This window comes from Blastocatellia bacterium (assembly GCA_016713405.1).
Lineage (GTDB): Bacteria > Acidobacteriota > Blastocatellia > Chloracidobacteriales > JADJPF01 > JADJPF01.
Map to the genome: position 1 here is coordinate 583,009 of JADJPF010000003.1, position 24,948 is coordinate 607,956.

General features: G+C 34.1%; 21 protein-coding genes. 11 read left to right on the top strand and 10 right to left on the bottom strand.

Features of this window, described 5'->3' with window-relative positions; genetic code table 11:
• Positions 1-104: 104 nt before the first annotated feature.
• Positions 105-911: an RNA methyltransferase gene (locus IPK14_05985; protein MBK7992971.1), complete on the bottom strand. Its 807-nt coding sequence runs from the start codon at positions 909-911 to the stop codon at positions 105-107.
• A 5-nt stretch (positions 912-916) separates the two neighbouring features.
• Here IPK14_05985 and IPK14_05990 point away from each other — a divergent pair, with 5 nt between their 5' ends.
• From IPK14_05990 to IPK14_06015, 6 genes are all read left to right on the top strand, one after another.
• Positions 917-1,564 carry a threonylcarbamoyl-AMP synthase gene (locus IPK14_05990; GenBank protein ID MBK7992972.1) on the top strand — a complete coding sequence of 216 codons (648 nt, stop codon included), beginning with the start codon at positions 917-919 and terminating at the stop codon, positions 1,562-1,564.
• A 97-nt stretch (positions 1,565-1,661) separates the two neighbouring features.
• Positions 1,662-2,390 carry a gamma-glutamyl-gamma-aminobutyrate hydrolase family protein gene (locus IPK14_05995; GenBank protein MBK7992973.1) on the top strand — a complete coding sequence of 243 codons (729 nt, stop codon included), beginning with the start codon at positions 1,662-1,664 and terminating at the stop codon, positions 2,388-2,390.
• Between the two features lie 457 nt (positions 2,391-2,847).
• Complete coding sequence (locus IPK14_06000) at positions 2,848-3,729, top strand: fatty acid desaturase (GenBank protein ID MBK7992974.1); 882 nt, start codon at positions 2,848-2,850, stop codon at positions 3,727-3,729.
• Between the two features lie 154 nt (positions 3,730-3,883).
• Positions 3,884-5,080, top strand: a complete 1,197-nt coding sequence (locus tag IPK14_06005; protein MBK7992975.1) for a LysM peptidoglycan-binding domain-containing protein — start codon at positions 3,884-3,886, stop codon at positions 5,078-5,080.
• 9 nt (positions 5,081-5,089) lie between these two features.
• Positions 5,090-5,659, top strand: a complete 570-nt coding sequence (locus tag IPK14_06010) for a DUF2585 family protein (GenBank protein ID MBK7992976.1) — start codon at positions 5,090-5,092, stop codon at positions 5,657-5,659.
• 29 nt (positions 5,660-5,688) lie between these two features.
• On the top strand, positions 5,689-6,858 hold the full coding sequence (locus tag IPK14_06015; GenBank protein ID MBK7992977.1) for an MFS transporter: 1,170 nt from the start codon (positions 5,689-5,691) through the stop codon (positions 6,856-6,858).
• Positions 6,859-6,863: 5 nt separating this feature from the next.
• On the opposite strand, the gene serC is transcribed toward IPK14_06015, so the two are convergent.
• The 3 genes from serC to IPK14_06030 form a co-directional block, all read right to left on the bottom strand.
• On the bottom strand, positions 6,864-7,949 hold the full coding sequence (gene serC / locus IPK14_06020; GenBank protein MBK7992978.1) for a 3-phosphoserine/phosphohydroxythreonine transaminase: 1,086 nt from the start codon (positions 7,947-7,949) through the stop codon (positions 6,864-6,866).
• Between the two features lie 147 nt (positions 7,950-8,096).
• Positions 8,097-9,047 carry a hypothetical protein gene (locus tag IPK14_06025; GenBank protein ID MBK7992979.1) on the bottom strand — a complete coding sequence of 317 codons (951 nt, stop codon included), beginning with the start codon at positions 9,045-9,047 and terminating at the stop codon, positions 8,097-8,099.
• A 72-nt stretch (positions 9,048-9,119) separates the two neighbouring features.
• Positions 9,120-9,560, bottom strand: a complete 441-nt coding sequence (locus IPK14_06030; protein ID MBK7992980.1) for a hypothetical protein — start codon at positions 9,558-9,560, stop codon at positions 9,120-9,122.
• A 211-nt stretch (positions 9,561-9,771) separates the two neighbouring features.
• Between IPK14_06030 and IPK14_06035 the strand changes: the two genes are divergently transcribed.
• From IPK14_06035 to IPK14_06050, 4 genes are all read left to right on the top strand, one after another.
• The gene (locus IPK14_06035) at positions 9,772-10,548 is read left to right on the top strand and encodes a hypothetical protein (GenBank protein MBK7992981.1); all 777 of its coding nucleotides are present in this window, start codon (positions 9,772-9,774) and stop codon (positions 10,546-10,548) included.
• Between the two features lie 217 nt (positions 10,549-10,765).
• Positions 10,766-12,196: a hypothetical protein gene (locus tag IPK14_06040; GenBank protein MBK7992982.1), complete on the top strand. Its 1,431-nt coding sequence runs from the start codon at positions 10,766-10,768 to the stop codon at positions 12,194-12,196.
• Between the two features lie 555 nt (positions 12,197-12,751).
• Positions 12,752-14,461 (top strand): peptidoglycan-binding protein, encoded by a 1,710-nt coding sequence (locus IPK14_06045; GenBank protein ID MBK7992983.1) that lies wholly within the window; start codon positions 12,752-12,754, stop codon positions 14,459-14,461.
• Positions 14,462-14,632: 171 nt separating this feature from the next.
• Positions 14,633-15,910 carry an MFS transporter gene (locus tag IPK14_06050; protein MBK7992984.1) on the top strand — a complete coding sequence of 426 codons (1,278 nt, stop codon included), beginning with the start codon at positions 14,633-14,635 and terminating at the stop codon, positions 15,908-15,910.
• Here IPK14_06050 and IPK14_06055 read toward each other — a convergent pair.
• Together IPK14_06055 and IPK14_06060 are read right to left on the bottom strand one after the other, a co-directional pair.
• Positions 15,907-16,962, bottom strand: coding sequence for a WD40 repeat domain-containing protein (locus IPK14_06055; protein ID MBK7992985.1), 1,056 nt, complete (start codon positions 16,960-16,962; stop codon positions 15,907-15,909). The genes IPK14_06050 and IPK14_06055 overlap by 4 nt on opposite strands.
• A gap of 113 nt (positions 16,963-17,075) precedes the next feature.
• Positions 17,076-17,678 carry a hypothetical protein gene (locus IPK14_06060; GenBank protein MBK7992986.1) on the bottom strand — a complete coding sequence of 201 codons (603 nt, stop codon included), beginning with the start codon at positions 17,676-17,678 and terminating at the stop codon, positions 17,076-17,078.
• A gap of 211 nt (positions 17,679-17,889) precedes the next feature.
• Between IPK14_06060 and IPK14_06065 the strand changes: the two genes are divergently transcribed.
• The gene (locus tag IPK14_06065; protein ID MBK7992987.1) at positions 17,890-18,717 is read left to right on the top strand and encodes an LOG family protein; all 828 of its coding nucleotides are present in this window, start codon (positions 17,890-17,892) and stop codon (positions 18,715-18,717) included.
• Between the two features lie 64 nt (positions 18,718-18,781).
• On the opposite strand, the gene IPK14_06070 is transcribed toward IPK14_06065, so the two are convergent.
• From IPK14_06070 to IPK14_06085, 4 genes are all read right to left on the bottom strand, one after another.
• Positions 18,782-20,044 (bottom strand): M48 family metallopeptidase, encoded by a 1,263-nt coding sequence (locus IPK14_06070; protein ID MBK7992988.1) that lies wholly within the window; start codon positions 20,042-20,044, stop codon positions 18,782-18,784.
• 96 nt (positions 20,045-20,140) lie between these two features.
• On the bottom strand, positions 20,141-21,400 hold the full coding sequence (locus IPK14_06075) for an ABC transporter permease (protein MBK7992989.1): 1,260 nt from the start codon (positions 21,398-21,400) through the stop codon (positions 20,141-20,143).
• A gap of 199 nt (positions 21,401-21,599) precedes the next feature.
• On the bottom strand, positions 21,600-22,739 hold the full coding sequence (locus IPK14_06080; protein MBK7992990.1) for a WG repeat-containing protein: 1,140 nt from the start codon (positions 22,737-22,739) through the stop codon (positions 21,600-21,602).
• Positions 22,740-22,834: 95 nt separating this feature from the next.
• A complete protein-coding gene (locus IPK14_06085) occupies positions 22,835-24,940 on the bottom strand; it encodes a tetratricopeptide repeat protein (protein ID MBK7992991.1) in 2,106 nt (701 codons plus the stop codon).
• Positions 24,941-24,948 lie beyond the last annotated feature (8 nt).

A 24,948-nucleotide genomic window follows, 5' to 3' on the forward strand; every position in this document is an offset into this window, starting at 1 on the left:
TAACTATCTAAGAAAATAGCAAAATTAGTATTACACGCAACACTTTATACTGTCAATGCAGCCTGTTTTATTTATGTTTATCAAAAAATCTTTTTTCAATAAAACTAACTGCTTTTACCTGCTCTTTGTTTTAATGCTTCATAAAGCAGTATAGCTGTAGCAGATGAGACATTTAGCGATTCCACTGGTTTTGTCATTGGAATTAATATGCTCTCTTTAGCTGCTTTAACTACTATAGGATCTACTCCATTGGCTTCAGAGCCAACTACTAATGCTGTTGGTACTGTCCAATTAAGTTCACTATAGTCTTTGCTAGCTTTATTACTAGCAACAACAATTTGTAAATTATGAGTATTGCAAAACTCAACTATTTGTTGGCTACGTAGATTTAAGATTAAAGGTAAGCGAAAGGCTGATCCCATCGAGGATCTTAAAGCTTTTAAGCTAAATGGATTAACTGTGCCAACCGTAGTAATTAAACTATCTACTCCTACAGCTTCTGCTGTACGTATGATAGTTCCAATATTGCCAGGATCTTGTAATTGTTGTGCTACAACTACTAATGGTAAAGGCTTACTAATTGCATCATCTAAACTAGAATAAGGTATTTGTACTATAGCCGCTACCCCCTGTGGAGAAACAACATCAGACATTGCTGTCATTATGGACTCTGTTACTAATGCACCTCGGCAGGAAAGATTTAAGAGTTGGCTATAAAGCTTTCTTCCTCGTTCTGTTTTATGTAATTGATCTGTGTAGGCAATTACTTCAAAATGTAGCTCAGAACTTATAGCTTCTTCCATTAAGCGTATACCTTCTATGAGAAGCAAATGTCTTTCATGACCTTGACGAACATCACGAAATTTCTTAATTAAAGGATTTTGACGACTAGTAATTTTATCTATTAACATATTATATGAATAACATTTCGTTAGGTTTACAAATTGAGCAAGCTGCAAAAATAATTAAAACCGGGGCTATAGTAGCCTTCCCAACAGATACATTTTATGGTTTAGCTTGTGATCCATTCAATGCTAACTCGGTGGAAAAACTTTACCAGATCAAAAAACGCTCTGGCAATAAGGCAATATTATTATTGGTTTCTTCAATAGTAATGTTAGATAGATGTGTTGATTGGGAGAAAATGTCTAAAGAAGCCATGCAGCAATTTGAATTATTAGCTAAAAGCTTCTGGCCCGGGCCCCTAACTATTGTATTTCCTGCTCTTAGCACTTTACCAAAAAATTTAGTGTCTGAAAATCAAACTATAGGAATTCGTTACCCCAAATATGATATTGCCCAGAAATTTACTCAAGCATCAGGTGGAATTATTACGGCTACAAGTGCTAATTTATCAGGGCAGGCTAATGCAGAAACGGCTCAAGAAGTTTTCTCCCAGCTAGGTGACACAATAGATTATATTTTAGATGCTGGCCCAAGTCCCGGTGGTAAAGCATCTACGCTAATTGATCTAAGTTGTAGTCCTCCAAAAATTATTCGTGAAGGAGCTATTGAAACTAAAGATATTCAACTTGTGTTAAGCAATAACTTAATAACAAGCTAAAACAAGTTAAGGCAAGCTAAAATGTAAAGTTTCTTTTGACAGCTAAATAGATAAAAATTATCCTTTAACAATAAAGCTTAAATTTTATAGGAAAAATATGTTAAATCAAACGCAAAAACCTTTAATTGGTATTCCTACACGTATAAACTATAATGATGATTCATTTTACTTAAGACGTTATTATAGTGAAGCTATCTATAATGCTGGTGGCATCCCTGTTTATTTACCATTGATTCCAGAAGTTGATTATATAGAAACAGTTGCTAATAATTTGGATGGAGTAGTCTTATCAGGAAATAACAGTGATGTTGATCCATTAAGATATGGACAAGGGCCCCATATAAAATTAGGTACAGTATCTGATGAAAGAGATGAAACAGATCTTTTACTTCTACAAGCTTGTGAAAGCCGCAAACTACCAATACTAGCAATTTGTTATGGTATGCAAATACTTAATGTTTATAGAGGTGGCACGCTTTTTCAAGATTTAGAGTCTCAAATTGATGAAGTCTTAAAACATCAGCAGGAAGGCAGTTATACCCGTGTTTCTCATAGCATAAAAATAAAAGAAGAAAGTTTATTGGCTATTTTAGCTGGTGGCAACACAGCTAGAGTTAATAGCCATCATCATCAAGGTGTAGATACATTAGGAAGAGATCTTGAACCTATTGCATGGTCAGCAGATGGACTTGTAGAGGCTGTGATTAATACTAGAGTAGACCAATTTATTTTAGGTGTTCAATGGCACCCTGAAGCAGGTTGGGAAAAAGATTCTCTCTCTCAAGCGTTGTTTAAGCATTTTATTTCTAGAACTATGCGTAGATAATATTAGACTTATTTAAGAGTATATATTTAGATTGATTTTTTTCGGAAATCTAGTTTTGTATCTAAATAATAGCTTTGTTAGTATAGTCGCATTATTTGTGTAAATATTCTGTTAATTGATATTAAGCAAAATAGCAAGTTTTAAGTAGTTAAGAACTGTTTTGAGATTGTTGCCAGAAAGTTTTAGTGATTTGACTGTATTACATTGATGTTTATTGCTATATCTTTCAATTTTTTACTTACTGCCAAAATACACACCCAGTTAAAAAGCAGCTAATAAACAACTGTCTACATTTACAACTATTTAACTTTCTAAAAAACAACTTTTTTAACGTAAAATATGTTGTTTTACTTAATATAATAAGTAGTGCTGGAAGCTACTATTGAAGTATAAACTCTTTATTTTACCAGCTTTTAAAGCAGGTATATTTTATTTCGTTTTGGAGTAGAAAAAATACATGAGCGCACAATCAAGTCTCGTGCAGGAGCGTCCTTGGGAACGTCCTTGGTGGAAACCTAGCAAGAAAAATTATTTAACTTTTGTTTATATGGTTGTTGTACATATTTTAGCTATAGTAGGTATTACCTTACAGGTTCTTGGACTTACTGGAGTAATAGATTATGCTTTACCAAGTGGTAAAGTAATGTTAGGAACTTTTATATTAACCGTTTTAGGTGGTTTAGGAACAACGGTTTGTTATCACCGTGCTTTGTCACATAGAGCATTAAAACTTAATAAAGTTGTAGAGCATATTTTAATATTTTTTACAGTTCTAAATGGTAATGGTTCACCGCTAACTTGGGTTGCTAATCACCGCGAACACCATGCAAAAGCTGATACAGAGGAAGACACTTCTAGCCCTAGACATGGTGGTTTTTGGTGGGCGCATCTTCGATGGGTCTATCAATGGCCCGGATCAGAGCTTAAAAAATGGGCACCAGATATGGATAAAACACAATATCATTTCTGGGATAAAGCCCTGCCTTATATCATATTGTTTGCTATGGTTTGGGGGATTATTTGGGGATGGCAAGCATTTTTTTGGCTAGGTGCAATTCGTATGCTATATTCCTTACATTTTCAAATGGTAGTTAATAGCGTACTTCATCTTTCACCAGGCTCTGTTATGGGAGAAGATTCTAGCCGTAATATTGGTTGGTTAGGGCCTTTTCAGCTAGGTGCTTGGGGAGAAAATTGGCATCATAATCATCATAACGCTGCTAATGTAGCAAAATTTAGCCGTCATTGGACACAAATAGATGTTGGTTGGTATTGTATTTTTATCTTAGAAAAACTTGGTTTAGCTAGAGATGTACGTCTACCTAGAGAAAAAAATTAGTTTTTACTAAAAATAATTTCTATTAGCTTTAAGAAAAACTCATGAAAAAGTAAATTTCATGAGTTTTTTTCTTTTGGCTGGTTTATTATTATTTAGTAATAATCTTCAACTTAATTTGCATTAACTAAGCTATTTTCTTGTAGGATTTTTAATTATGGAAATCTATATCCCTCAAGTCCCATCTACTGGTTCCGACACACAAACTAACCCAAATGGTTATATTGTTCAGCCAGGAGATACCCTAGAAAGTATTGCAGCGCAATTTGGTGTAGAAATTAATGAGCTTATTGCTGCAAATTTTAAGGATGGTTCAGTAGGTGAATTAGTAGCAGGTCAAGAATTAGAGATTCCTTTAGACCCAAATGTTACAGGATTTATTGAACATAATGTTAAACGAGGCGATACAAAAGAAAATATTGCTACACAATATCAAGTTAGCGAAAATGTTTTATTAAGAGCTAATCCTTCGCTAGCAAATACACCAACATTACCTCCAAATTTCCTGGTAAAAATACCTCAGTTTACTGCTAATAAAGCTGATGAAGCTAATAAAAACAATAATTTGCCAGATAGTTATACAATGAAATTAGGAGACACTTTAGCGGAAATTGCTAAAAAACATGGTGTTTCAACTGAAGAATTAAAAAAAGCTAACCCAGAAATTGCGGATATAAATAAAAACTACCCTGGTATGGTAATTAAATTTGCCCAATCCAAAAAGCCTTTAGAAGAAAATAATAGCCAAATTAAAGATAGTTTTACGGCAGGTGTTGGTTTTGATAATTTTTCTAAACTCCGTTTTCAAATGATGGGCAATCAAAAATCGCTAGATAACCCTTTAACACCGCCAGGTTTTGGTACTAATCAAACTCCTATAAACCAACACGAAGAAGAGCAGGAAAAGAAACCGGATCAAAAACGTCGTCCTGCTATGCCTGCTCCCTTTGATAAATGGGCTGAATTTATTTATCTAGCGGCAGAAAAATATGCAGTAGAAGCATCTTTAATTGCTGCAATTATTTGGCAGGAAAGTGGCGGTAATAATATTATTGGTAAAAACGGTCATGGATGTGGGCTAATGCAAATAGATGACCGCCGTTACAATGATTGGTTACGTAGTAATCAGCAAGGTTTAGACCCTGCAACCAATATAGACTTTGGCACTTCTATTGTTAAGAAGTGTTTAGATCATTTTAGAGGTGATCCAAAACTAGCTTTAGCCGCTTATTCTGTTGGAATAGAAACTATAGAATGGGCAATGAAAAGCAATTTACCCGATATGATAGGCAGTCGCTATGCTTTTGATGTCCTTTCACAACGAGAATATTTTAGAAAATTTTTTGAGGACTAATTTTAGTTTGTGACAGTGAATAGTAAAAAACTTCCAATAATTCTTATTATTTTTATAGTATTAACTACTTCAGTAATACTATATTTCCAAGGTCGTTCATTAATTTGTACTTGTGGGACAGTTTTTCTTTGGGTAGGGGATATTTGGAGTTCAAATAATTCTCAACATCTATTTGATCCGTATAGTTTTACGCATTTATTACATGGCTTTTTATTTGGTTGGCTACTTTTATTACCTAAGAAAAAATTTTCTTATAGTTGGAAATTGACATTAGTAGTACTAACAGAATCTATTTGGGAAATAGTTGAAAATTCTAACTTTATAATAAATCGCTATCGGGAAAATACCTTAGCACTTGGTTATCAAGGCGATACAATTATAAACTCGCTAAGTGATATTTTAATGTGTGCAACAGGTTTTAGCCTTGCTAGATATTTAGGATTTAAAAAGTCTTTAATTGTTTTTGTTATAACAGAAATTATTTTGCTACTTTGGATTAGGGATAATCTAACACTAAACATCATTATGTTGCTATATCCTTTAGAAAGCATTAAAACTTGGCAAATGGGAAATCAATAAAAAGCTAAAAGAAAGTTGTTTTTAACATCTTGTTAGACAAGAAAAAATTACCAACTACAGCAATTATTATTGGAATAGTAAGCTTATTTTCTGATTTAAGTACAGAAATGGCTTACCCACTACTACCTTTATTTATCAGCACTTTACCCGGATACTCTCCTATTTACTTAGGTCTAATAGAAGGTGTTGCTGAGGCTACAGCTAGCATTGTCACAGCCTTTTCTGGTTGGATTTCAGATTGGTTTCAAAAACGTAAAACTATTGCAATTTTAGGCTATGGGATGACTACGCTAGCAAAACCAGTAATTGCACTTGCTACAGGTATTCCAATGGTGCTAACAGGTCGTTTTATGGATAGGTTTGGGAAAGGCATCCGTTCAGCACCAAAAGACACTATGTTAGCTAATGTTGCTACAGTAGAAAATCGAGGACAAGTTTTTGGATTTGAAAGAATGATGGATAGTGCTGGCGCGGTAATCGGGCCTGCTGTTGCAATAGCACTTTTCTATCAATTTGGATTTTCCCTACAAACAGTTTTTCTTTTAACTGTTATTCCTTCATTGCTAGCTTTTTTCTGTTTATTTTTAGTAGAAGAGAAAGAAACGCAAGAAAGCAGCAAAAAAATCTTTTCTTTTCAAGGCTTAAGCCGTGAATTTTGGTTATTTTTAGTAATAAATACAGTTTTTAACTTAGGTAATTCAACAAATGCTTTTTTAATTCTAAAAGCTAGTGAAGTTGGAATGGGAGTAATTACTTCTGTTGGTTGTTATATGCTTTATAACGCGATTTATTGTTTTGGCTCTTATCCAGCAGGGGTTTTTTCTGATAGATTAGGACGTAAGAGCATTTTATTAATAGGGTTTTTGATTTTTGCTCTTTCTTATCTAGGTTTTGCTTTTGCACAAACTTCTTTTTGGGTTTGGATATTATTTGCTTTTTATGGTGTTTATCCTGCTTTAACTGATGGTGTAGGCAAAGCAATGGCAGTAGATTTAACTACTCCTCAAGTAAGAGCAACTGCTATAGGGCTTTTTGCTGCTAGTGTTGGGCTAACTCGCATTCCTGCTAGCTATTTAGGTGGAGTGCTTTGGAAATATTATGGTAGCAGTGCGACATTTTACTTTGGAGCAATAGCCGCACTGCTAGCATTTGTGTTGCTGTTATTTTTTAATCCTAAACAAAAACAAGTAGAAATTTAGAACGATTACCCATTTTTACGTTCAAATTCCTTCATAAATTCTACTAATGTCTCTACACCTGCTTTAGGAAATGCGTTGTAAATAGAAGCTCTTAATCCACCTACTGAACGATGCCCTTTAAGGCCGTCTAAGCCTGCGGCAGTAGATTGTTTAACAAATAAATTTTCTAATTCTTCATTAGGTAATCGGAATGTAACATTCATAAGTGAACGACTATCAGTATGTGCATGACCTCGATAAAATTCGGTTGAATCTATCATGTCATAAAGTAGTTTAGCTTTTTCTTGATTAAGTTTTTGCATTGCTTCTAGTCCACCTAAATCAAGCAACCATTGGCAAACTAAATCTACAATATAAATTGAAAAAACTGGAGGAGTGTTATAGAGCGATTTAGTTTCTGTATGGGTTTTATAAGCAAGCATTGTAGGCATATCAGCAGCCGGATCCTTAACTAAGTTTTTATGAATAACTACTAAAGTAACGCCAGCAGGCCCCATATTTTTTTGCGCACCAGCATAAATTAATGAATAGCGGGACATATCTATTGGACGGCTCAAAATATCTGATGAAACATCACAAACTAGCGGAACATTACCTACTTCTGGGTCATAATGCCATTCTGTACCAAAAATAGTATTGTTAGAAGTGATATGAACATAAGTTGCTTCCGGGTCAAGCTTTAGTTCTTCTTGTTTAGGGATACGAGCAAAATTTTCGCTTTCTGTAGATGCTGCAACATTAATTTGACCAACTTTTTTTGCTTCTTTAATTGCAGCTTTTGACCATGCACCAGTGTTAACATAGTCGGCTTTTGCACCTTTAGCTAGTAGATTCATAGGAATCATAGAAAATTGTAGGCTAGCTCCACCTTGTAAAAATAGTACATGAAAATCATCAGAAATATTAAGTAGTTGTCTTAGTTTTGCTTCTACTCCTAAAATAACCTTATCAAAAGCCTTGGAACGGTGGCTTATTTCTAGGATTGACATTCCTACACCAGGCAAAGAAGTTAGATGACGTTGTGCTTCTTCTAAAACTGTTAAAGGCAACACGCCTGGCCCGGCACTAAAATTATAAATTCTTTCTGTCACAATTAAATCCTCCTAATTGTTCTATACACTTGTATTTATTAACTATAAAAGCAAGGAAAAATAAATATATAGATTAGTCTTAATTAAGCTTTCGGGTCAAATGGCTTCAACCTATTTTATGCTACTAGAGAGATTACCTAGTTGAAACTATTTAGCATTGTTTTTAACTTTAGCTATAAGGCTGTCAAGATTATTTTCGCTGGCAGAGAGACGAAATATCAATTGAGAAAAAAAAAGTGTAAATAGCTTTTTATTTGCATATAACTCTTTTTGCTGCTCGTGCATTTTATAAAAAATGTCAAAACAGTAATTTATTGAAGGATTTAAGATTAGTTCTAGCTTAGCTGAAGCCATTAAACTTTCTCGATGGCTAAGATGCGTTTCTAACATTTCTTTAAGTGAGCTAGAAGAATCCCTTAAAAATAAGTTTTTAGGTAGTTGAAAGAAATAATTAATTAAAAAAGATGAATTTATTGAGTAAAATAGCCATTCTTTTTCAAAAAAACTTGTAATAATTAAGGACGTTGCTTGGCTATTTTGATTTGATTTAGGCAATAGATGAATTTCTGCTAAAGTATGGTGTTTTGGATGGATAAAAATTCTAACAAAATAAGATTGATTTTCTTTATCTAGCTTATAGTCACCTACACGGGTAAATCCTAAAGCTTTTAATTCAAATGTGTGTTGTTGTAATTTGCTATCATCTAGGTTTGGAAAGTCGCCTATTGTAGCAGGTGAAAATTTTATATTTGATAATAATGAGTTAGGGTAAACTTCTTTAAGCGAAGTAGTTAAATAAACAAATAAATTTGCTAATACCCAACTTAAAGTAAAAGCTAAAAAAAGAACTAATAAATAATTTAAGGTAGAAATGGCTATTAAACTTGTACCAATAATAGCAGTAGAAACTGCTGTATAACGCTCTATTTTTCGGTCAATGGGATTTTTGACCAATTGTTTTATGGGTTGTTTTTCAATCTTAGTTGCTAAATTTTGGCAACGTGAGCAAATTCCTGTTTCTGGAGAAAATAGGTCTGATTGGTGACATATTTCGCACCTTTCAGCAAGTAACTCTGTTTTAACCTTAAACTCAGACATAACTTAATGAAAATAGCCACAGATATATTAATTATGTCTGTGGCTAAGACTAGCAAAACTAACAAAGTAGGTTTATTCAGATCGGTTTACTTCTTGTCCAACAATATTTTTTAATTCTGATCGTAAGCGGTTGATTTCCTCTATTTTTTGGGAGATACGGTCAAATAAACTTGATTGAGCTTTAATACCTTCGCTAATTAAAAAAGCGGCTGATTCAGATCGACTCTTAAAAATGCCAGCTTCTACTAGATGATCTAGCTTAGTCAAAGATTCGTCGTTAACTCTTACCATGACAACATGTTCACGGGCTGAGAGTGCAGTTTCAATTGCTTTTCCAATGGACTCTGGAATTTTCTGTGCTAGCTCACGAAATTGTGAAGTAATACCTTCTAAACCGCTATTTCGACTTTCATTAGGTGTTTTGCTAGGGGTCTCTGCTGGGGGAGATGCTGTATCAGGGTTTTTTTCCTCAATAATGATTTCCCCTTCTTGATAGTTGCTTTTGTTGGACATGGTTCCTCCTATCATAAATTATGTAAGCTTGTTATTGAATTACAAATTTCTTCAATAGTAAGCCTAAGTCTTGTTAGCGTCAAGGAAAAAGCTCTTAAGCATCTTAGATAAAAGCTATAAGCATCTATTAAAACTAACAGGTGAATGCTAGAATCAATTTTCTAATAACCAATTAATTAATTTAGTAAATTTTTATGGAGTAAATACCATTATGCAAAAATCTTGGTATCGTGTAATGATAATTTGTAGCTTATTAATATTAGTAAGCTTATCGATAATTACTAATGCTCAAATACGTACAGCAGAACAACCACCAGATATTGATAAGATAATCAAAGAATTTGCAGCAAAGGAAAGTGAATTTAAGGAAAACCGCAATTCTTATACTTTTCGTCAAGAAGTAAGGATTCAAACCATCGGGCCTAGCAACCGTCCAACAGGCGAATTTTTCCGAATATCAGATATTGTTTTTGATGACAGCAGCAAACGTACAGAAAGAATTGTCCGCTTTCCACAATCAACTTTAAGAGATTTAGTTATTACTCCTACAGATCTAAAAGATTTAGAAGAAATTCAAACATTCTGTCTTACCTCAAAAGACTTGCCTAAATATTCAATCAACTATGTTGGTAAAGAGAAAATAGATGAAGTTGATACTTATGTATTTGATGTTAAGCCAAAGTCAATACCAAAATATAAACGTGGTGGAGAAAGAGTTCTTTTAGGCCGAATTTGGGTAGATGATCAAGACCTGCAAATTGTAAAAGTTGCTGGTAAGGGATTGCCAGAGGGCGAAGAACGTTTTCCAAAGTTTGAGACCTATCGAGAAAATATTGATGGAAAATATTGGTTTCCTACCTATACTTTTTCTGATGATGTACTAGAATTTCCTGGTAATTCGATCCATACACGTATGGAAGTACGCTATACAAATTACAAGAGGTTTTCTTCTGATGTTAAAATTGAGTTAGGTACAGATGAAGACTAAAGTTCTTAATAGAAAACCCAAAATACTGGTTTTGGGTTTTCTGTCAAAATAACTTTTTAAACAAAATAAACAAATTTAGCATTAAGATAAAATTTTTATTGATCCTATTTAGGATTTTCTACTATTCTACCTTTTACTGCGTTACAAGTTAACTTGCCTTTTCTACATTAATAGAGTATTTTTAGCCAGTTTTGTCACTGTTTGGGGCCTCAATTTTATGAATGATGTAGAAAAAGAACCTGGCATGCTTCTTACTCAAGAAGTAGATACTACAGGTCAAACTAAAGTCATATACTTAAGTAGCCCTCGTTGCTTGCAACGTTGGCTAGATATGATTTCCCAAACACAAAAAACACATTATTTATTTGAGCTAGAAATGTGGCTTCGGTCTTTTGAATCCTACTTTATACTTAAAAACCACCCTTTTACAGAACAAGAAAATAGTAATATTGTTAATAAAAGCTTTACTGAAGAGCTAAAAATTGCTCGTAATGTTATTTTGCGTATGAATTGGCTTGCTAATGAATTAGTTAGCGAAAATAATCTTACATTAGAACTTAATACATATTATAAAGATTTATTTGAACAATTAAATTGGATAGAACAAGATGTTGAGACTTCGCTTTTTCAACCTACCCCAACAGAATCATTAGCCCTACTTACAGAAACATTAACAGATATTTGTATAATTATTGATAATTTAATAAAAACAGATGATTTTACTAGAGCAATAAATATTAATTTACAAACATTTATTACTATTGGAAAACTTACCTTAAGAGAATTTAAGCGTAGTTATTACACCAACTTGTTAGTAACTTATAGATATAAAGTTTATGATTGTATAGAAAATAATGCGCTAGTATCAATTATTAATAATATAGCAGATGATTTAATAAGACAAGAAATCACAAAAATATTATTAAATTTTTTTAGATTGCTAAAATATCTAGATTTTATTTCTAGTGATCTAGGTCAAGATCGGCCATTAAAAAACTGTTTAGCTATTTTTATATTAATTAAGACAGAAGCTTATCAACTAATTCAGTACACAGAAAAGCAAGTATTAACTATTCCAAATCTACTAAGTGAAGTATCTAGTGCTATTGATGGTTCTCTTTATGCTTTACAAATGGACTTAAAGAAAGTTTTTGGACGTGAATTAACAGGGCTTACTTCTTTAAGTCATGCTTCATCAATTTATGCTAAAGTGGAAAACTCTCATGGGCTTTTAAGAGATTGTTTTCAACAATCAGTAGTAGCAGTAGTACAAATCTTTAAGTCTGATTTTAATGGACTAGAAATTTTTAGCTCTTTTCAAACTCGCTTAGACCAATCCTTAAGGCTACGTTTAGACATTTGGCGGCTTTTATGTGCTTTTCGTCGTTTCCAAACTACTCCAGCAAAAAGTAAAATTGCTGAAGTTAATGAGCAAATAACTTTATTTAGAGAAAGCTCACTAAAATACTTAATGTATAAGGATTGGGATGATTTTGAAAAAATGACTTACCAAGCAATGTCTACTAGAGTATTAGAGGACTTTACAAAAACTATTCATATTTTTGCTACATTTTTAGAAGCTTTACTTGGTCAAATTAACATGCGTGCTGTGTTAGCAAACCATCCTTTTGATTATCCAGAAGTTTAAAAGTTCTAAATAAAATATATTCCATTATTAAATACATCGTAAACTAAGTAAGTTAATATTTCTTGAATTTCTTGAATTTCTTGAGTCCTAAAGTGACGAAATAATTGTAGCCTAGGTCGTAAGACCTAAGTTTAGTGATTATACATAAATAGAGTCGCGTAGCGACGACATAATAAACCTAATTAACACAATATTTAATTGTGTCGTCACTACGTGACTCTGTAAATACTATACTATCATACGTAGGGTTGAAACCCTACGCTACAAATATGCCGCCCCGTTGGGGCTTTAAGAAATAAAACCTCAGAAAACTTTGTTTACAGTGTATTAAATTTATTAATTTAGTTAAACATGCCTATTTTAATGTACTAAGTAAATGTCATTAGCAATATAAATTGCTCAATGGGCTTGACTCTATAGAGCTAGCCATTAGTATAAGTGATCTGTTTTGGCTCTAAAGCAAACGATCTAAATTACACAAGCATCCGATAGCTGACATATTTAATCATCAAAAAACAGTAATTATAAATATTAACTGAAGGAGTGAAAATTATTATGAAGTTAGGAGTGGGGAAAGCAAGGCTAGTAGCTTTATTAATGGCAGTTTGTACGATTTTGCCACTTTTTAATTATGCTTACGCTTATAACTCAGATGGTGGCAACCACACTTACACTAGCAATCAACGCAATCAAGAAGTTAGAGCAGGAACAATATTAAAACTAAGTATGGATACATACTTAACTTCTCGAACTGCGGCAATTGGCGATCCTTTTACTGCTACTGTGTTTGAGGATGTAAGAGTTAATGGAGAAGTGATTATTCCCAAAGGTGCAAAAATAGAAGGTAAAGTTTCTTCTGTAAAAGCAGCAGAAAGAAAAAGCAAATCTGGAACTTTAGGAATTGATTTTGACCGACTACGATTATCAAATGGTCAAGTTATTAATGTTGAGGGACAATTAGCTAGTTTAGATGCTGTTGAGCAAAAACAAATTGATGAAGAAGGCCGAGTTTCAGGAGGATCTTCTTCTAAACGTAATGTAGTCTTTATTGGTGGTGGTGCAGCAGGTGGTGCAGCAATAGGTGCTATTGCTGGTGGTGGTTCTGGTGCAGCAATTGGTGCTGGTGTAGGTGCAGCAGCAGGTATTTTAGGATCTATTTTTTCTAAGGGTGAAGAAGCTCAAGTAATGAATGGTCAAAAATTTGGTATGGAACTACTAAGACCTGTTATTCTTCCTGATGCTTATAATGCTGGCAATGATCGAGATAGATTTAATGATCGAGATCCTCGCAATAACGATCGAGATGACCGAGATAGATTTGGCGATCGAGATCCTCGCAATAATAGCAACAACCAAAATCCTCGTAGTGGTAATTTCAAAACAGCAGACCTAAAATCTCAAGTAGTGCTAAAACGCGCTCAAAAAGCTTTATTAGACCTAAATTACTATAAAGGCCCACTTAATGGTATCAATGGCCCAAGTACACGTACCGCAATACGTGCTTTTCAACGTGATTATGATTTACAACAAACTGGGGATTTAGATCTTGATACAGCTTATCAATTAGGATTAGTTAATGAAGATGGGATTGAGATTCTACCAATACGTATTCTTAATGCAACGGCTGATCGTCAAAGAGATAGTATTAGAGTTAAAGGAACGGCTGAAACAAATAGTGGCGGCTGGCAAATTTACACTAGCACTCAAGTTGATGGCGATCAATTGCATGTTTATGTAACAGGCGCACCTCCTTTTGGTAGTTCTACCCAAGCTTTAACTAAATATCCTGTTGAAGTTCCTGCTGTTCGAGATGATTCTAATGTTATTACTAAAGTAGTTGTACATGGAGAAGGAAACCCTGTTACTATTTCTTTAGCTAGCCCTAGTTTAGAGTTAGCCCAAAGGCTTAAACAACAAGCTGCTACTATGGTTGAAGGCTATAAAGATTCAACAGGTGTCACTCGTCGTGGTAGAAGGGAATTTAATGTTGGTCGTTTAACAGAAGCTCAAGCTATCACTCTATCTACATTAAATAACCTAAGTAATACAACAAGTTTTGTTGAACTTCTATTAACATCTCGTGGAAGTGAAGCTGGAATAAAAGGGGCTGTACAATCGTTAGTAAGGGAATCTCGCCAAGCAAGACGTGTAATTGAAAGAAATCGAGAATTTTATTTAGTAGAAAAAACTTGGTTTGACCTAGAAAAAGATATTCGATCTTTAGCTGATAATTACCGAATTGGGTTTGACAATAACCAAGACTAAAGATTAGTTAATTTTAATAAGAAAATTTTAGATAGATAAAAGGCACAACAAAAATTGTGCCTTTTTTGTTGTTTGCTTTCTTATCACATTGATAACTATAATTTACCCATTTCTTATAGATACCAGCTTAAATAAAACACTTTAATTAGTTCCATAGAAACAGGTAAATTTATGTCAGCCTTAAAACTTAATGAATATGAAAAGCCTATACGAACACATTATGAAATTTTGCTGATGTGCTGGGCTGGGTGGGTATTTGATTTTTATGATTTAATCCTTTACTCATTTTTACTAATTCCTATAGGAAAAGAGTTAAATTTAACTTCAGTAGAATCTGGTTGGGTATTTGGTGCTTCGTTAGCTGCTACAGCCTTGGGGGGCGGGTTATTTGGATTTTTAGCTGATAAATATGGTAGAAAAAAAGTCCTAGAATGGACAATTTTGCTTTTTAGTTTAGGTACATTTCTATCAGGATTTGCCGTAGATCTTTGGACATTAATTTTATTTCGAGCTTTAACAGGTTTTGGGGTAGGAGGTGAATGGGCAACAGGTCAAACTTATATTGGAGAAACATTTCCGCCCAAAGTACGCGCACGCTACGCAGCTTTTATGCAGTCTGGTGCGCCAGTTGGGTTTGCCATAGCTGCAATTGTTGGGGGTTTAGTCGCTCCTGAAATTGGTTGGCGGGCGTGTTTTTATATTTCCATTTTGCCAGCCTTACTTGTAGTGTTTGTTAGAAAACGTATTCCAGAATCAGATATTTGGCAGGAAAGAAAAGATTTTCTAAATAAATTACCAAAAGAAAATAAAGAGCCTCAAGTTAATTTTTGGATTCTTTTTAGCTCTCAATATAGATATTTATTTATTATTTCTTTATTTTTAGCAATTTTTGATATGGCAGCCTATTGGATTACTTTTTCTTGGCTACCAGGTTATTTATATACAGAGCGATCTTTTTCTTTGGCAAAATCAGCTTTTTGGGTGATAGTTGCACAAGTTGGAGCATTTCTTGGCAACTTAGCTTTTGGTTGGACAGCAGATAAATTTGGCCGAAGACCAGCTTATACAATATTTAGCTTTTTAATGGCGATAGGTTTAATAATGATTACTTTGATGTGGTCGGCTATTGTTGCTTATCCAGCATTAATACTTTCTTTTATGTTTTTAGTTGGCTTTGGTACAGGAATGTTTGCTGGCTATGGGCCGCTTTTTGCTGAACTCTACCCAACTAGCATTAGAAATACTGCAATGGGTTCAGCCTATAATTTTGCTAGAGGTATACAGTTTCTTGCTCCTGTACTTGTTGCCGTAACTGCTCAGTATTATGGCTTAAGCGGAGGGATATCATTAGCAGCAATTTTTGCTATTTTAAGTGGTCTCTGGATTTGGTTATTTCCAGAGACCAGAGGGTTAAAAATTCGTGCAATGCCAGAAAAAACTTATAGTTAACGTTTGGCAGTTGTTTGCATTGACCAAAGCTTAATTGTAGAGTCAGAACCGCTAGAGGCTAAGGTTTTTCCATTGCTACTATAAGCTAGGGATAAAACAAAACCTCTATGACCAGTTAAAGTGGCTTTTTCTTTTTTGCTTTTAACATCCCAAAGTCTTACAGTTGAATCAGAGCTAGCGGAAGCTAAAGTTTTTCCATTTGGACTGTAAACTACTGATAAAACTGTCTTTGTATGACCAGTTAAAGTAGCAACTTCTTTTTTAGTTTTTAAGTTCCAGAGCTTAATTGTAGAGTCAGATCCAGTTGAGGCTAAAGTTTTTCCATCAGGACTAAAAGCAACAGATAAAACGCTATCTGTATGTCCTTTTAATACAGCAATTTCTTTTCTTCCTTTTATATCCCATAAACTAATGGTTGAATCATCATTAGCAAACGCAAGTGACTTTCCATTAGGACTATAAGCTATTGATAAAATAGGAGATTTATGACCTGTTAGGGTGGCAATTTCTTGTTTATTGGCTACATCCCAAAGTTTTACAGTAGAGTCAGAGCAAGCGGAGGCTAAGTTTTTACCATCAGGACTGTAGGCAACCGATAAAACAAAGCTTTTATGACCTGATAAAGTCGCAATTTCTTCTTTAGTGGTCATATCCCAAAGTTTTACAGTAGAGTCAGAGCAAGCAGACGCAAGAGTTTTGCCATCAGGACTATAGGCAATAGAGAAAATAAAACCGCTATGACCATTTAATGTAGCTATTTCTTGCCCTTTCTCAATATCCCAAAGTTTAATTGTTGAATCTTTACTAGATGATGCAAGCATTTTACCATCAGGACTATAAGCTAGTGACAAAATACGGCCTCTATGTCCTTGAGGTAAGTCTAATACTGAAAGGTTACTTTTTACTTTTGATTGAGATTCACTTATGAATTTATTAACAGGCTTTTTGTTAAATTTTGTTGTGTTTTGTTCGTTGTTAAATTGTGCTGATGCAATGGTGGAAATGGTTGATATAAGACAAATTACTCCTAAAATCATTTTTATTCTTTGCATATAACACCTCACGAAATTTATTGGGAGTAATAAATTTACTCCGTTTCTTTAGATGCAAAGAGTTTACTTAATGGAAAAAAATATTTTTAGGTAAGACTTAGTATTTTACTTAGCTATAATTCTTGCCATTCAATACGAAATTCGCAAAAAGTGTCTCTTTCTCGTTGACAACTTGTTTTGCGTACTACAGCATTTTTCCCGCCGCATAATTCTACAGCACGGCGAAAATAACCTAGTCCACTACGACAAAACTTATCAGGTGGGGTGATTGGATAAAGAAATTGTACTAAAGCAGCATTCTCGGCAAGTCTTATATATTGAGCATCGCCAAAATCTTGATAGCTTTTATGTAAAACGGCTGTAAGTTGTAGAAATTCTTGGATATTTTTTCTAGTTAAAGGTTCATAAGCTCCACTTAAATTAACACCAGCAGAAAAAGCCCCTAAATCTTCATAAACTTTGTCATTACCTTGGCTTAAAGTTTGGCAAATTGCTTTATCTAACATCATTAATGTTGCAATTGGATACCAGTTGCCAATATATATTGTTTGGGATAAAACTTCTTTTATTTCTAAAGGCAAAGTTTCTAACACTTTTTTTACTGATGCTGCACCATAATTTACATGAATATAAAGCAAGCGGGATTTAATTAAGCTACCTTGAATGTTATAGCCTTGATATTGTTGTATTTCGTCGTTTTGTTCAAACTCAGACATTATTACTCCTAATGATTAAGCACTACTATAAAATACTAAATTATTAAACAGATATAAAATTTTAACTATTATTATCTGGCTAATTTTTTAGAGCAACCTATCCTAACCTTAAAATGGTTTATCTTAATAGTTTCTATCGGGAAAAAAGCTTTTGTTTACTAAGATTAATAGATACAATTGCTTACTTATCTTTAATTTATAGGAAGAAGCTATGGCAGATGATCGTAAAGTAGTTAAAGCATATAACAACCTAGAGTTCCTTAATAGTCCTGATGCACGGTTGATTAGAATTTTGGCAGAATATTTAGAACCTGCACGGCGATTTCGTCAATACCGTATTCAAGATACAATTGTATTTTTTGGGTCGGCTAGAATTAAACCTTCAGAAGTAACACAACTTAATTTAGAACAACTAGAAACTAAAGTAGCTGAAAACCCAACAGACGAAGCCTTAGAAGAAAAACTTCGACTAGCCAAAGTTGAAGTTAAAATGTCTCGCTATTATGAAGATGCAGTAGAAATTGCACGTCTTTTAACAGAATGGTCAAAGAGTCTTCGCGGTGGTAAACATCGCTTTATTATTTGTTCTGGTGGTGGCCCAGGCATTATGGAGGCAGCTAACCGAGGTGCAGCAGCAGCAAGAGGTATTTCTATAGGTTTAAATATTGAAATCCCCTTTGAACAAAGTGCTAACCCTTATATTTCCAGAGAGTTAAGCTTAGATTTCCATTACTTTTTTATGCGTAAGTTTTGGTTTGTTTATTTAGCTAAAGCTTTAGTAATTTTCCCTGGTGGATTTGGAACATTTGATGAACTTATGGAAGTTCTAACACTACTTCAAACAAGTAAATTACATAAACCTATGCCAGTATTAATTTATGGAAGTGAATATTGGCGAGAAGTACTTAATCTTGATGCAATGGTAAAATGGGGAACAATTAGCCCTCAAGATGTTAAATTAATGCACTTTGTTGATACTCCAGAAGATGCTTTTAATTACTTACGCCAACAGCTAGAAGAGCTTTATCCTTTAGGTTAGATTATTTAGTATTTTGCCAAGTGTATTTTAACACTGGGCAAAATACATCATCTCGTCTCATTAATTACCAATCAAATCTAGTATTTAATCCGCAACTAGGACAATAAGCATCTGAAGCCTTGGTATTAGCTCCACAATTAGCGCAACGTGGCTTGGTGTCGGGCTTTGGTTGAGGAGGAGCATTATTTATAGGCGTAACATTTGGGTTTTGTGGAGGGGGATTTTGAGGAGGAGTTTTTGGATTTTTTTCTAGCACAGCTATTGCCCCAACAATTGTTGAGCCACAAATATGACAAAATGCAGAACCTATGTCTAAACTAGCACTACAATTTGGACAATTTGTTATTGTTGCACCTCCACCACCAGAAGATGAAGGAGGGTTGTAGGGAGGGTTATAGGGAGGGTTATAGCCTGGGCTTTGATAGCCACCAAAGTTATAACCATCAGCAGAAAATGGTTGAATATCAATTCTTGGGTAAATTCCACTTAAAATATTGTTATATTCTGAAGACATTGACCATTCTTTAATCTCTTTTGCTCTTAGCACAGGAAAAGGATGTGTTCGTGTAATAACTTGTAGAAATTTATAAAGTTGGTTTAATGTGCTTTGGTCTAGTTCTTGGTAATTTTCAGCTTGACGCAAAAACTCATCTTGATCCATCTGCTCTATAACTTTACTGCAACCGCCTGCTAATTTCATTAAAGTAGAAATTACTGCTTGAGGGTTTTGTATGCCTAAAAGACCAGCCCTATCAGCAGAAAGCTCTGCTTTACGATCCCATTCATAAAAAGCAACTAGTATTGGGCCGGTAATAAGCCCACCTAATCCAAATGTTCTATCTGCAATATATTCAGCAACTACACTTAAGAAACGAGCTATCATTTTATAAAGAACATGGCCGCATTTAATATGCCCAACTTCATGACAAATTATTGTAAAAAGCTCGTCATCACTCATTAAGTCAACTAGTCCTGATTGCAGTACAACAAAAGGTTTTTCTGAGCCAAAAGTATAAGCATTGGCAATAGGATTTTGATCAATATAAAATTCAGGGACTTCAACATCTAAGATTTCGCAGGATTCAACCAACATATCATGCAGTAAAGGACATTGTTTTTGGTTAACTCTAATGCTATCAGCAATATTTGTAATATAGTAATATCGCTCATAGCCATATTCGATAACTTTACGAATTAAAAAATCAACACCTTTTGCTTTTTTTACTGCTTCTAGTGCTTTAAGATCCATTGGATGTTGAAAAGCACTAGGAGAAATACGAGGGAATGTCCGTCTGCCTTTGCGTTGCCAACGATTTTTTTCTGTCATAATTTTTGCTTCTTTCTGTCTAATTAGCTGTAAATGCTACAAAAGCATTATCTTAGCGATTAAGTGATAACTAATCTAGCTATTTGTCTAAAAATTTTACTCATAGCGTAAGGTTTCAATAGGGTCTAAGCGGGAAGCCTTCCAAGCAGGCCAAATTCCAAAACCGACTCCTAAAAGTACAGAAAAAACAAAACCTGTTATTGGAGCCCATAAAGGAATAAAAGTAGGGATAACTAACTTAATTAAACTAGCTAATCCACAACCAACTAAAATTCCAATTACTCCTCCTAAACCTGTTAGCGAAGCAGCTTCAACTAAAAATTGTAAAATTATATCTCGTCGTCTTGCTCCAATAGCTTTACGAATACCTATTTCTTTAGTACGTTCTGTAACACTTACTAGCATAATATTCATTACACCAATTCCACCAACTAATAAGCCGACACTAGAAAAAGCTACCATTAGAGCAAATACACCAAAAGTAATAGCATTAAATTGTTGGACAATTTGATCTGCCGTAGAAATACCAAAGTTATCTTTTTCAGTAAATTTAACTTTTCTTTGCTTACGCAATATTTGCCGCATTTCTTCAACCGCTTGAGTTAATTGACCAGGTTTAGCTTGTGCCATTAAAAAATGGTCTTTTATTTGTGGATAGAGTTTTCTAAGTGTTAAATATGGCATATAAACAGATTTATTTTCATTATTTGGATCTTCATCTCCTACAAGAAATGTTTCCCGTTTATCTAAAACGCCAATGACCCGAAAACTACGACCATCAATTAGCATCTCTTTATCAATCGCTGACACATTAGGAAACAGGGTATTAGCTACATCCTGACCAATTACTACCACATCTGCACGGTGATCATTTTCTGCATCGCCAAAAAATCGTCCTTCAGCAATATCAATTGTTCCCATACGAAAATATGATGGTAAACAGCTTGTTACAGTAGCATTTAGCATTTCTTTTTCTTGGTATCGGACAGGAATTCTTGGCACCAGTGGCCCAGCATCAAAGGCTACAGGAGAGAGAAAAATTGTTGATGCTTCTATTTTTTGGCTATCCTTGACTATTGCTAAATATTCATCATAACCAATAGGTTTACGCATTCTTTCTTCACGAGAGATATCAAAATTAAACCCAGGTTCAAATTTATAGACATAAATAGAGTTAGTGCCAAATGACTCTATTTCCTTTGTTACACGGCTTTCAATTCCAGAAACAAAAGCAGAAATAACAATCACAGTCATTGTGCCAATCACAACACCTAAAATAGTTAAAAGTGAGCGTAATTTGTGTTGGCGGATATTATCAAAGGCCATCAAAACATCTTCTAAAAGAACACCTCGCATAAGGATTATTTTTCTCCTAAAGCGTTATAAATTTGGTTTTTTGCAAAAAACTGAACGTTTTTCTTTTGCTTATAGTCTCTCATTGAAGTGTAGAAATTGGCAAGTCTAGTTGTTAGCTTACAAAATAAAAAAGCCAAAAGAAAATCTTTTTATCTTTTGGCTAAATTACTTATTTTTAAGAGAATGTTGCTATAAAATTTTACTCAAGACCATTTTTTCCAAGCATTTGACCTGTAGTAGTAAAAGACACCCATTTTCCATTAATTTGGTTGCTACATAAACCCTTACCAAAATAAATTGCATGATCAAAAATAGCATCAATGACAATTTGGCCTGTTTTGTCTATATATCCATATTTTTCATTAATTTTTATAGGTGCTAAACCATCGCTAAATGCTGTTAAAAGTTCATTAAACTGAGCTTTAATAACAAATTGGCCTGTTTTATCAATATACCCAAGTTTTCCTCTAAATTTTACAGCAGCTAAACCCTCGGAAAAATACCATGCTTTGTCAAATTTAGGTGCAATGACCATTTCACCTTTTTCATTAATAAAACCATATTTATCATTGACTTTTACTGCTGCTAATCCTTCTGAAAACCATAAAGCGTCTTCAAATGTGGAATTAATAACAAAATTTCCAGATGGGTCAATAAATCCTGTTTGTTTAGAATCAAGGCCAACACGTATTAATTGGCCGTCTTCTGACATACCATTAATATAGATAAACCTAGGTTCAACAATAAAATTTCCAGATTTATCAATAAGCCCACATTTATAATCAATGCTGGCTTGTGCAATACCTTTAATAAATCCTCCAGCTAAATCAAATTTAGGTTCAATAACAAATTCTCCAGACTTGTCAATAAAACCATATTTATCATTAAATTTTACTGGTGCTAAACCTTCCTCAAAATATGTTGCCATATCAAATTTAGCTTCAATAATAAATTGTCCAAAATTATCAATAAAGGCATATTTACCATCAACTTTTACAGCAGCTAAGTTTTCAGAAAAATCTCTAGCATCATCAAACTGCGGTTTGATAACCCATTGACCCATTTTATTAATAAATCCAAATTTTCCTTTTGTTTTAGCAAGAGCTAAATCTCCACGAAAAAAACTAACAAATTCAAATTTTGGAGCAATTACAGCCTTTTTATTAGAATCGAGAAAGCCCCATAAATTGTTGTAAGCAAATGGCTGAAGTTCTACATCTGCTTTTATGGTCTCTTTATCAGTTAAGGGTTTTTCAGTTTGAGCAAATACTAGTGAAATAGCTAGTATTAGAACAATACAAGCACTAAAAATATGGCTTAACACTGTTTTATTAAACATAAAATACCTCTAAATTTTTATTGATTGATTGGCAGGATTACTTGTTTAACACAAATTAGTTAGATGGGTTTCAAAACTTTTCCCAGAGAATTATCTTAAGAAATTAATAAGGGCTTAATTTTTTGATAAAGTTTGGCGGCTCGTGTTTCGTCTAGCTCATAGAGAATATGATAGTGTTTCTTAACGTTAGCCTTATCACTTAACTTAAAGTAGCATAAAGCTAAATTTACTCTAGCTAAAATAAATTGTGGCTCTAATTCTAAAGCTTTTTCAAAATGTTCTACTGCCCTTTGTAACTCGTTGGTCTTAAAATAACATAGCCCAATATTATTATAAGCTTCTGCATAATTGGCCCTAAGTTTTAGAGCGCATTTATACTCCATAATTGCTTCTCTATATTGTCCACGTTCACCATAAAGAAGACCCATAGTGTTATGATTTTCTGGTAAATTAGGGTCTAATGCTACAGCTTTATAACCTGCGGCTTCTGCTTCGTCTAGATTACCTTGTGAACGATAATTTAGAGCTAAATAATTATAAGCAACTGAGTAATCAGACTTAATCTTTATAGCATCTTTGAAAGCTTTTTGTGCTTCTACAAATTGTTTTTTGGCTCTATAGCATTGTCCTAGTAAACAATAAGCTTGGTGGTATTTAGGGTTTATTTTTATTGCTTGCTGACAAGATTTTATGGCTTCATCTGCTCGACCAGTGCGAAATTGCGTATTAGCTGCACCAAGGTAAGCTTCTGCATAATCAGCTTTTAGCTTTATAGCACGCGAAAAAGCTTCATAAGCGTGTGGATAGTCCCCCATTTCCATTAAAGCAAGTCCAATTGTATAAAAAGCTGATGGGTTAACTTGATCTATCTTTATTGCTTCACGGGCTGATTTAGCAGCGTCTTCATAACGGCCAGAACGTAGATAGGCTTGGCCTAAATCCGCATAAACTTCTCCTAAACTAGGTTGTAGTTTTATAGCTTTTTCAAATGATTCTATAGCTTTTTGGCTTTCCCCTTTAGCAAGTAAAAGCTGCCCCATAAATTGGTAAATTTCTGGTAAATGCGGGTCTAAATCTAATGCTCTTTCGCATTCATCCATAGCTAGTTTACTTTTTCCTTCTTTAGCAAGTGCCTGTGCTGATAAAAGTAAAGTGTAGCCAGGAGAAAAAGTTCTTTCTCCTTTAGATAAAGGCTGAGAAAAGGACGGAGTATTAATAGACAAGTTATTTTGAGCAATAGCTTTATTCTCTGTAGGCTGGTTAACTGGGTTAGGTGGAATGAGTGGCCCTTGTCTTTGCGCATGGGGTAGCTCTATTTTTATTGGCTTTTCTACTGCTTTGACATTTGTAGGAGGCTGGTTTACAGGTAAATTTTCTGATAAATCTGCAACAGTTGGACTATCTTTTTGGCTTCTCTTAACGCTTTTATCTGGATATTCTACGGATGGAGGAAGGTTTTGTATTGATACATAAGATGTTGCAGGCTGTGGAGTTAAGCTTTTTGAATCTTCTTTTAAGCTTGCTGCTAGGCCGGATGAGTCTGGTCTTATTGAAGCCCCACAAGCAGCGCAAAACTTAGGCTCTCCAATAATATTAGCCCCACAAACAGCACAACTACGAACCGCAGAAATACCAATAGCAGTTTCAATAATACGTTTTCTTTCTATTGCTTCTCGCTCTTGCTTAGACATTGGAACCATAGTAATTTCTGGATCATCATCTGCTTGAGCAACTATTGCACTTAAACCAGACATTAAAGCACTGCCACAACGACGGCAAAACTTAGCATCTCCGCTACATTGTGCTTCACAAGTAGGACAAGAAATAGTGTTTGCTGTATCTTCAACTTTTGCTACAGGTTGTGTACTAGGAGCCTTGGGACGAAAATTAGCATCATATTCAAATTGAACTATAGGCCCTTCAACACCAAATTGAATAAAACATCCCTTTTTTAGAGGAACTTTACCTTCTATTTGCTCTTGGTCTAAATAAGTACCATTGCGGCTATTAAGGTCTTCTAAATAAAAATTCCCCTCATAAAATGAAATTACTGCATGAAGGCGAGATACACCAGGCTCTTGAATACTATTAAATGCTAAATCACATTCTCTAGGGTCACGTCCAACACGCACAAAAGGACTTTCATATTCTGTTTTACTACCAGCTTGCGAACCTTTTATATGGGTGAGAATAATTTTCATCAAAAGCC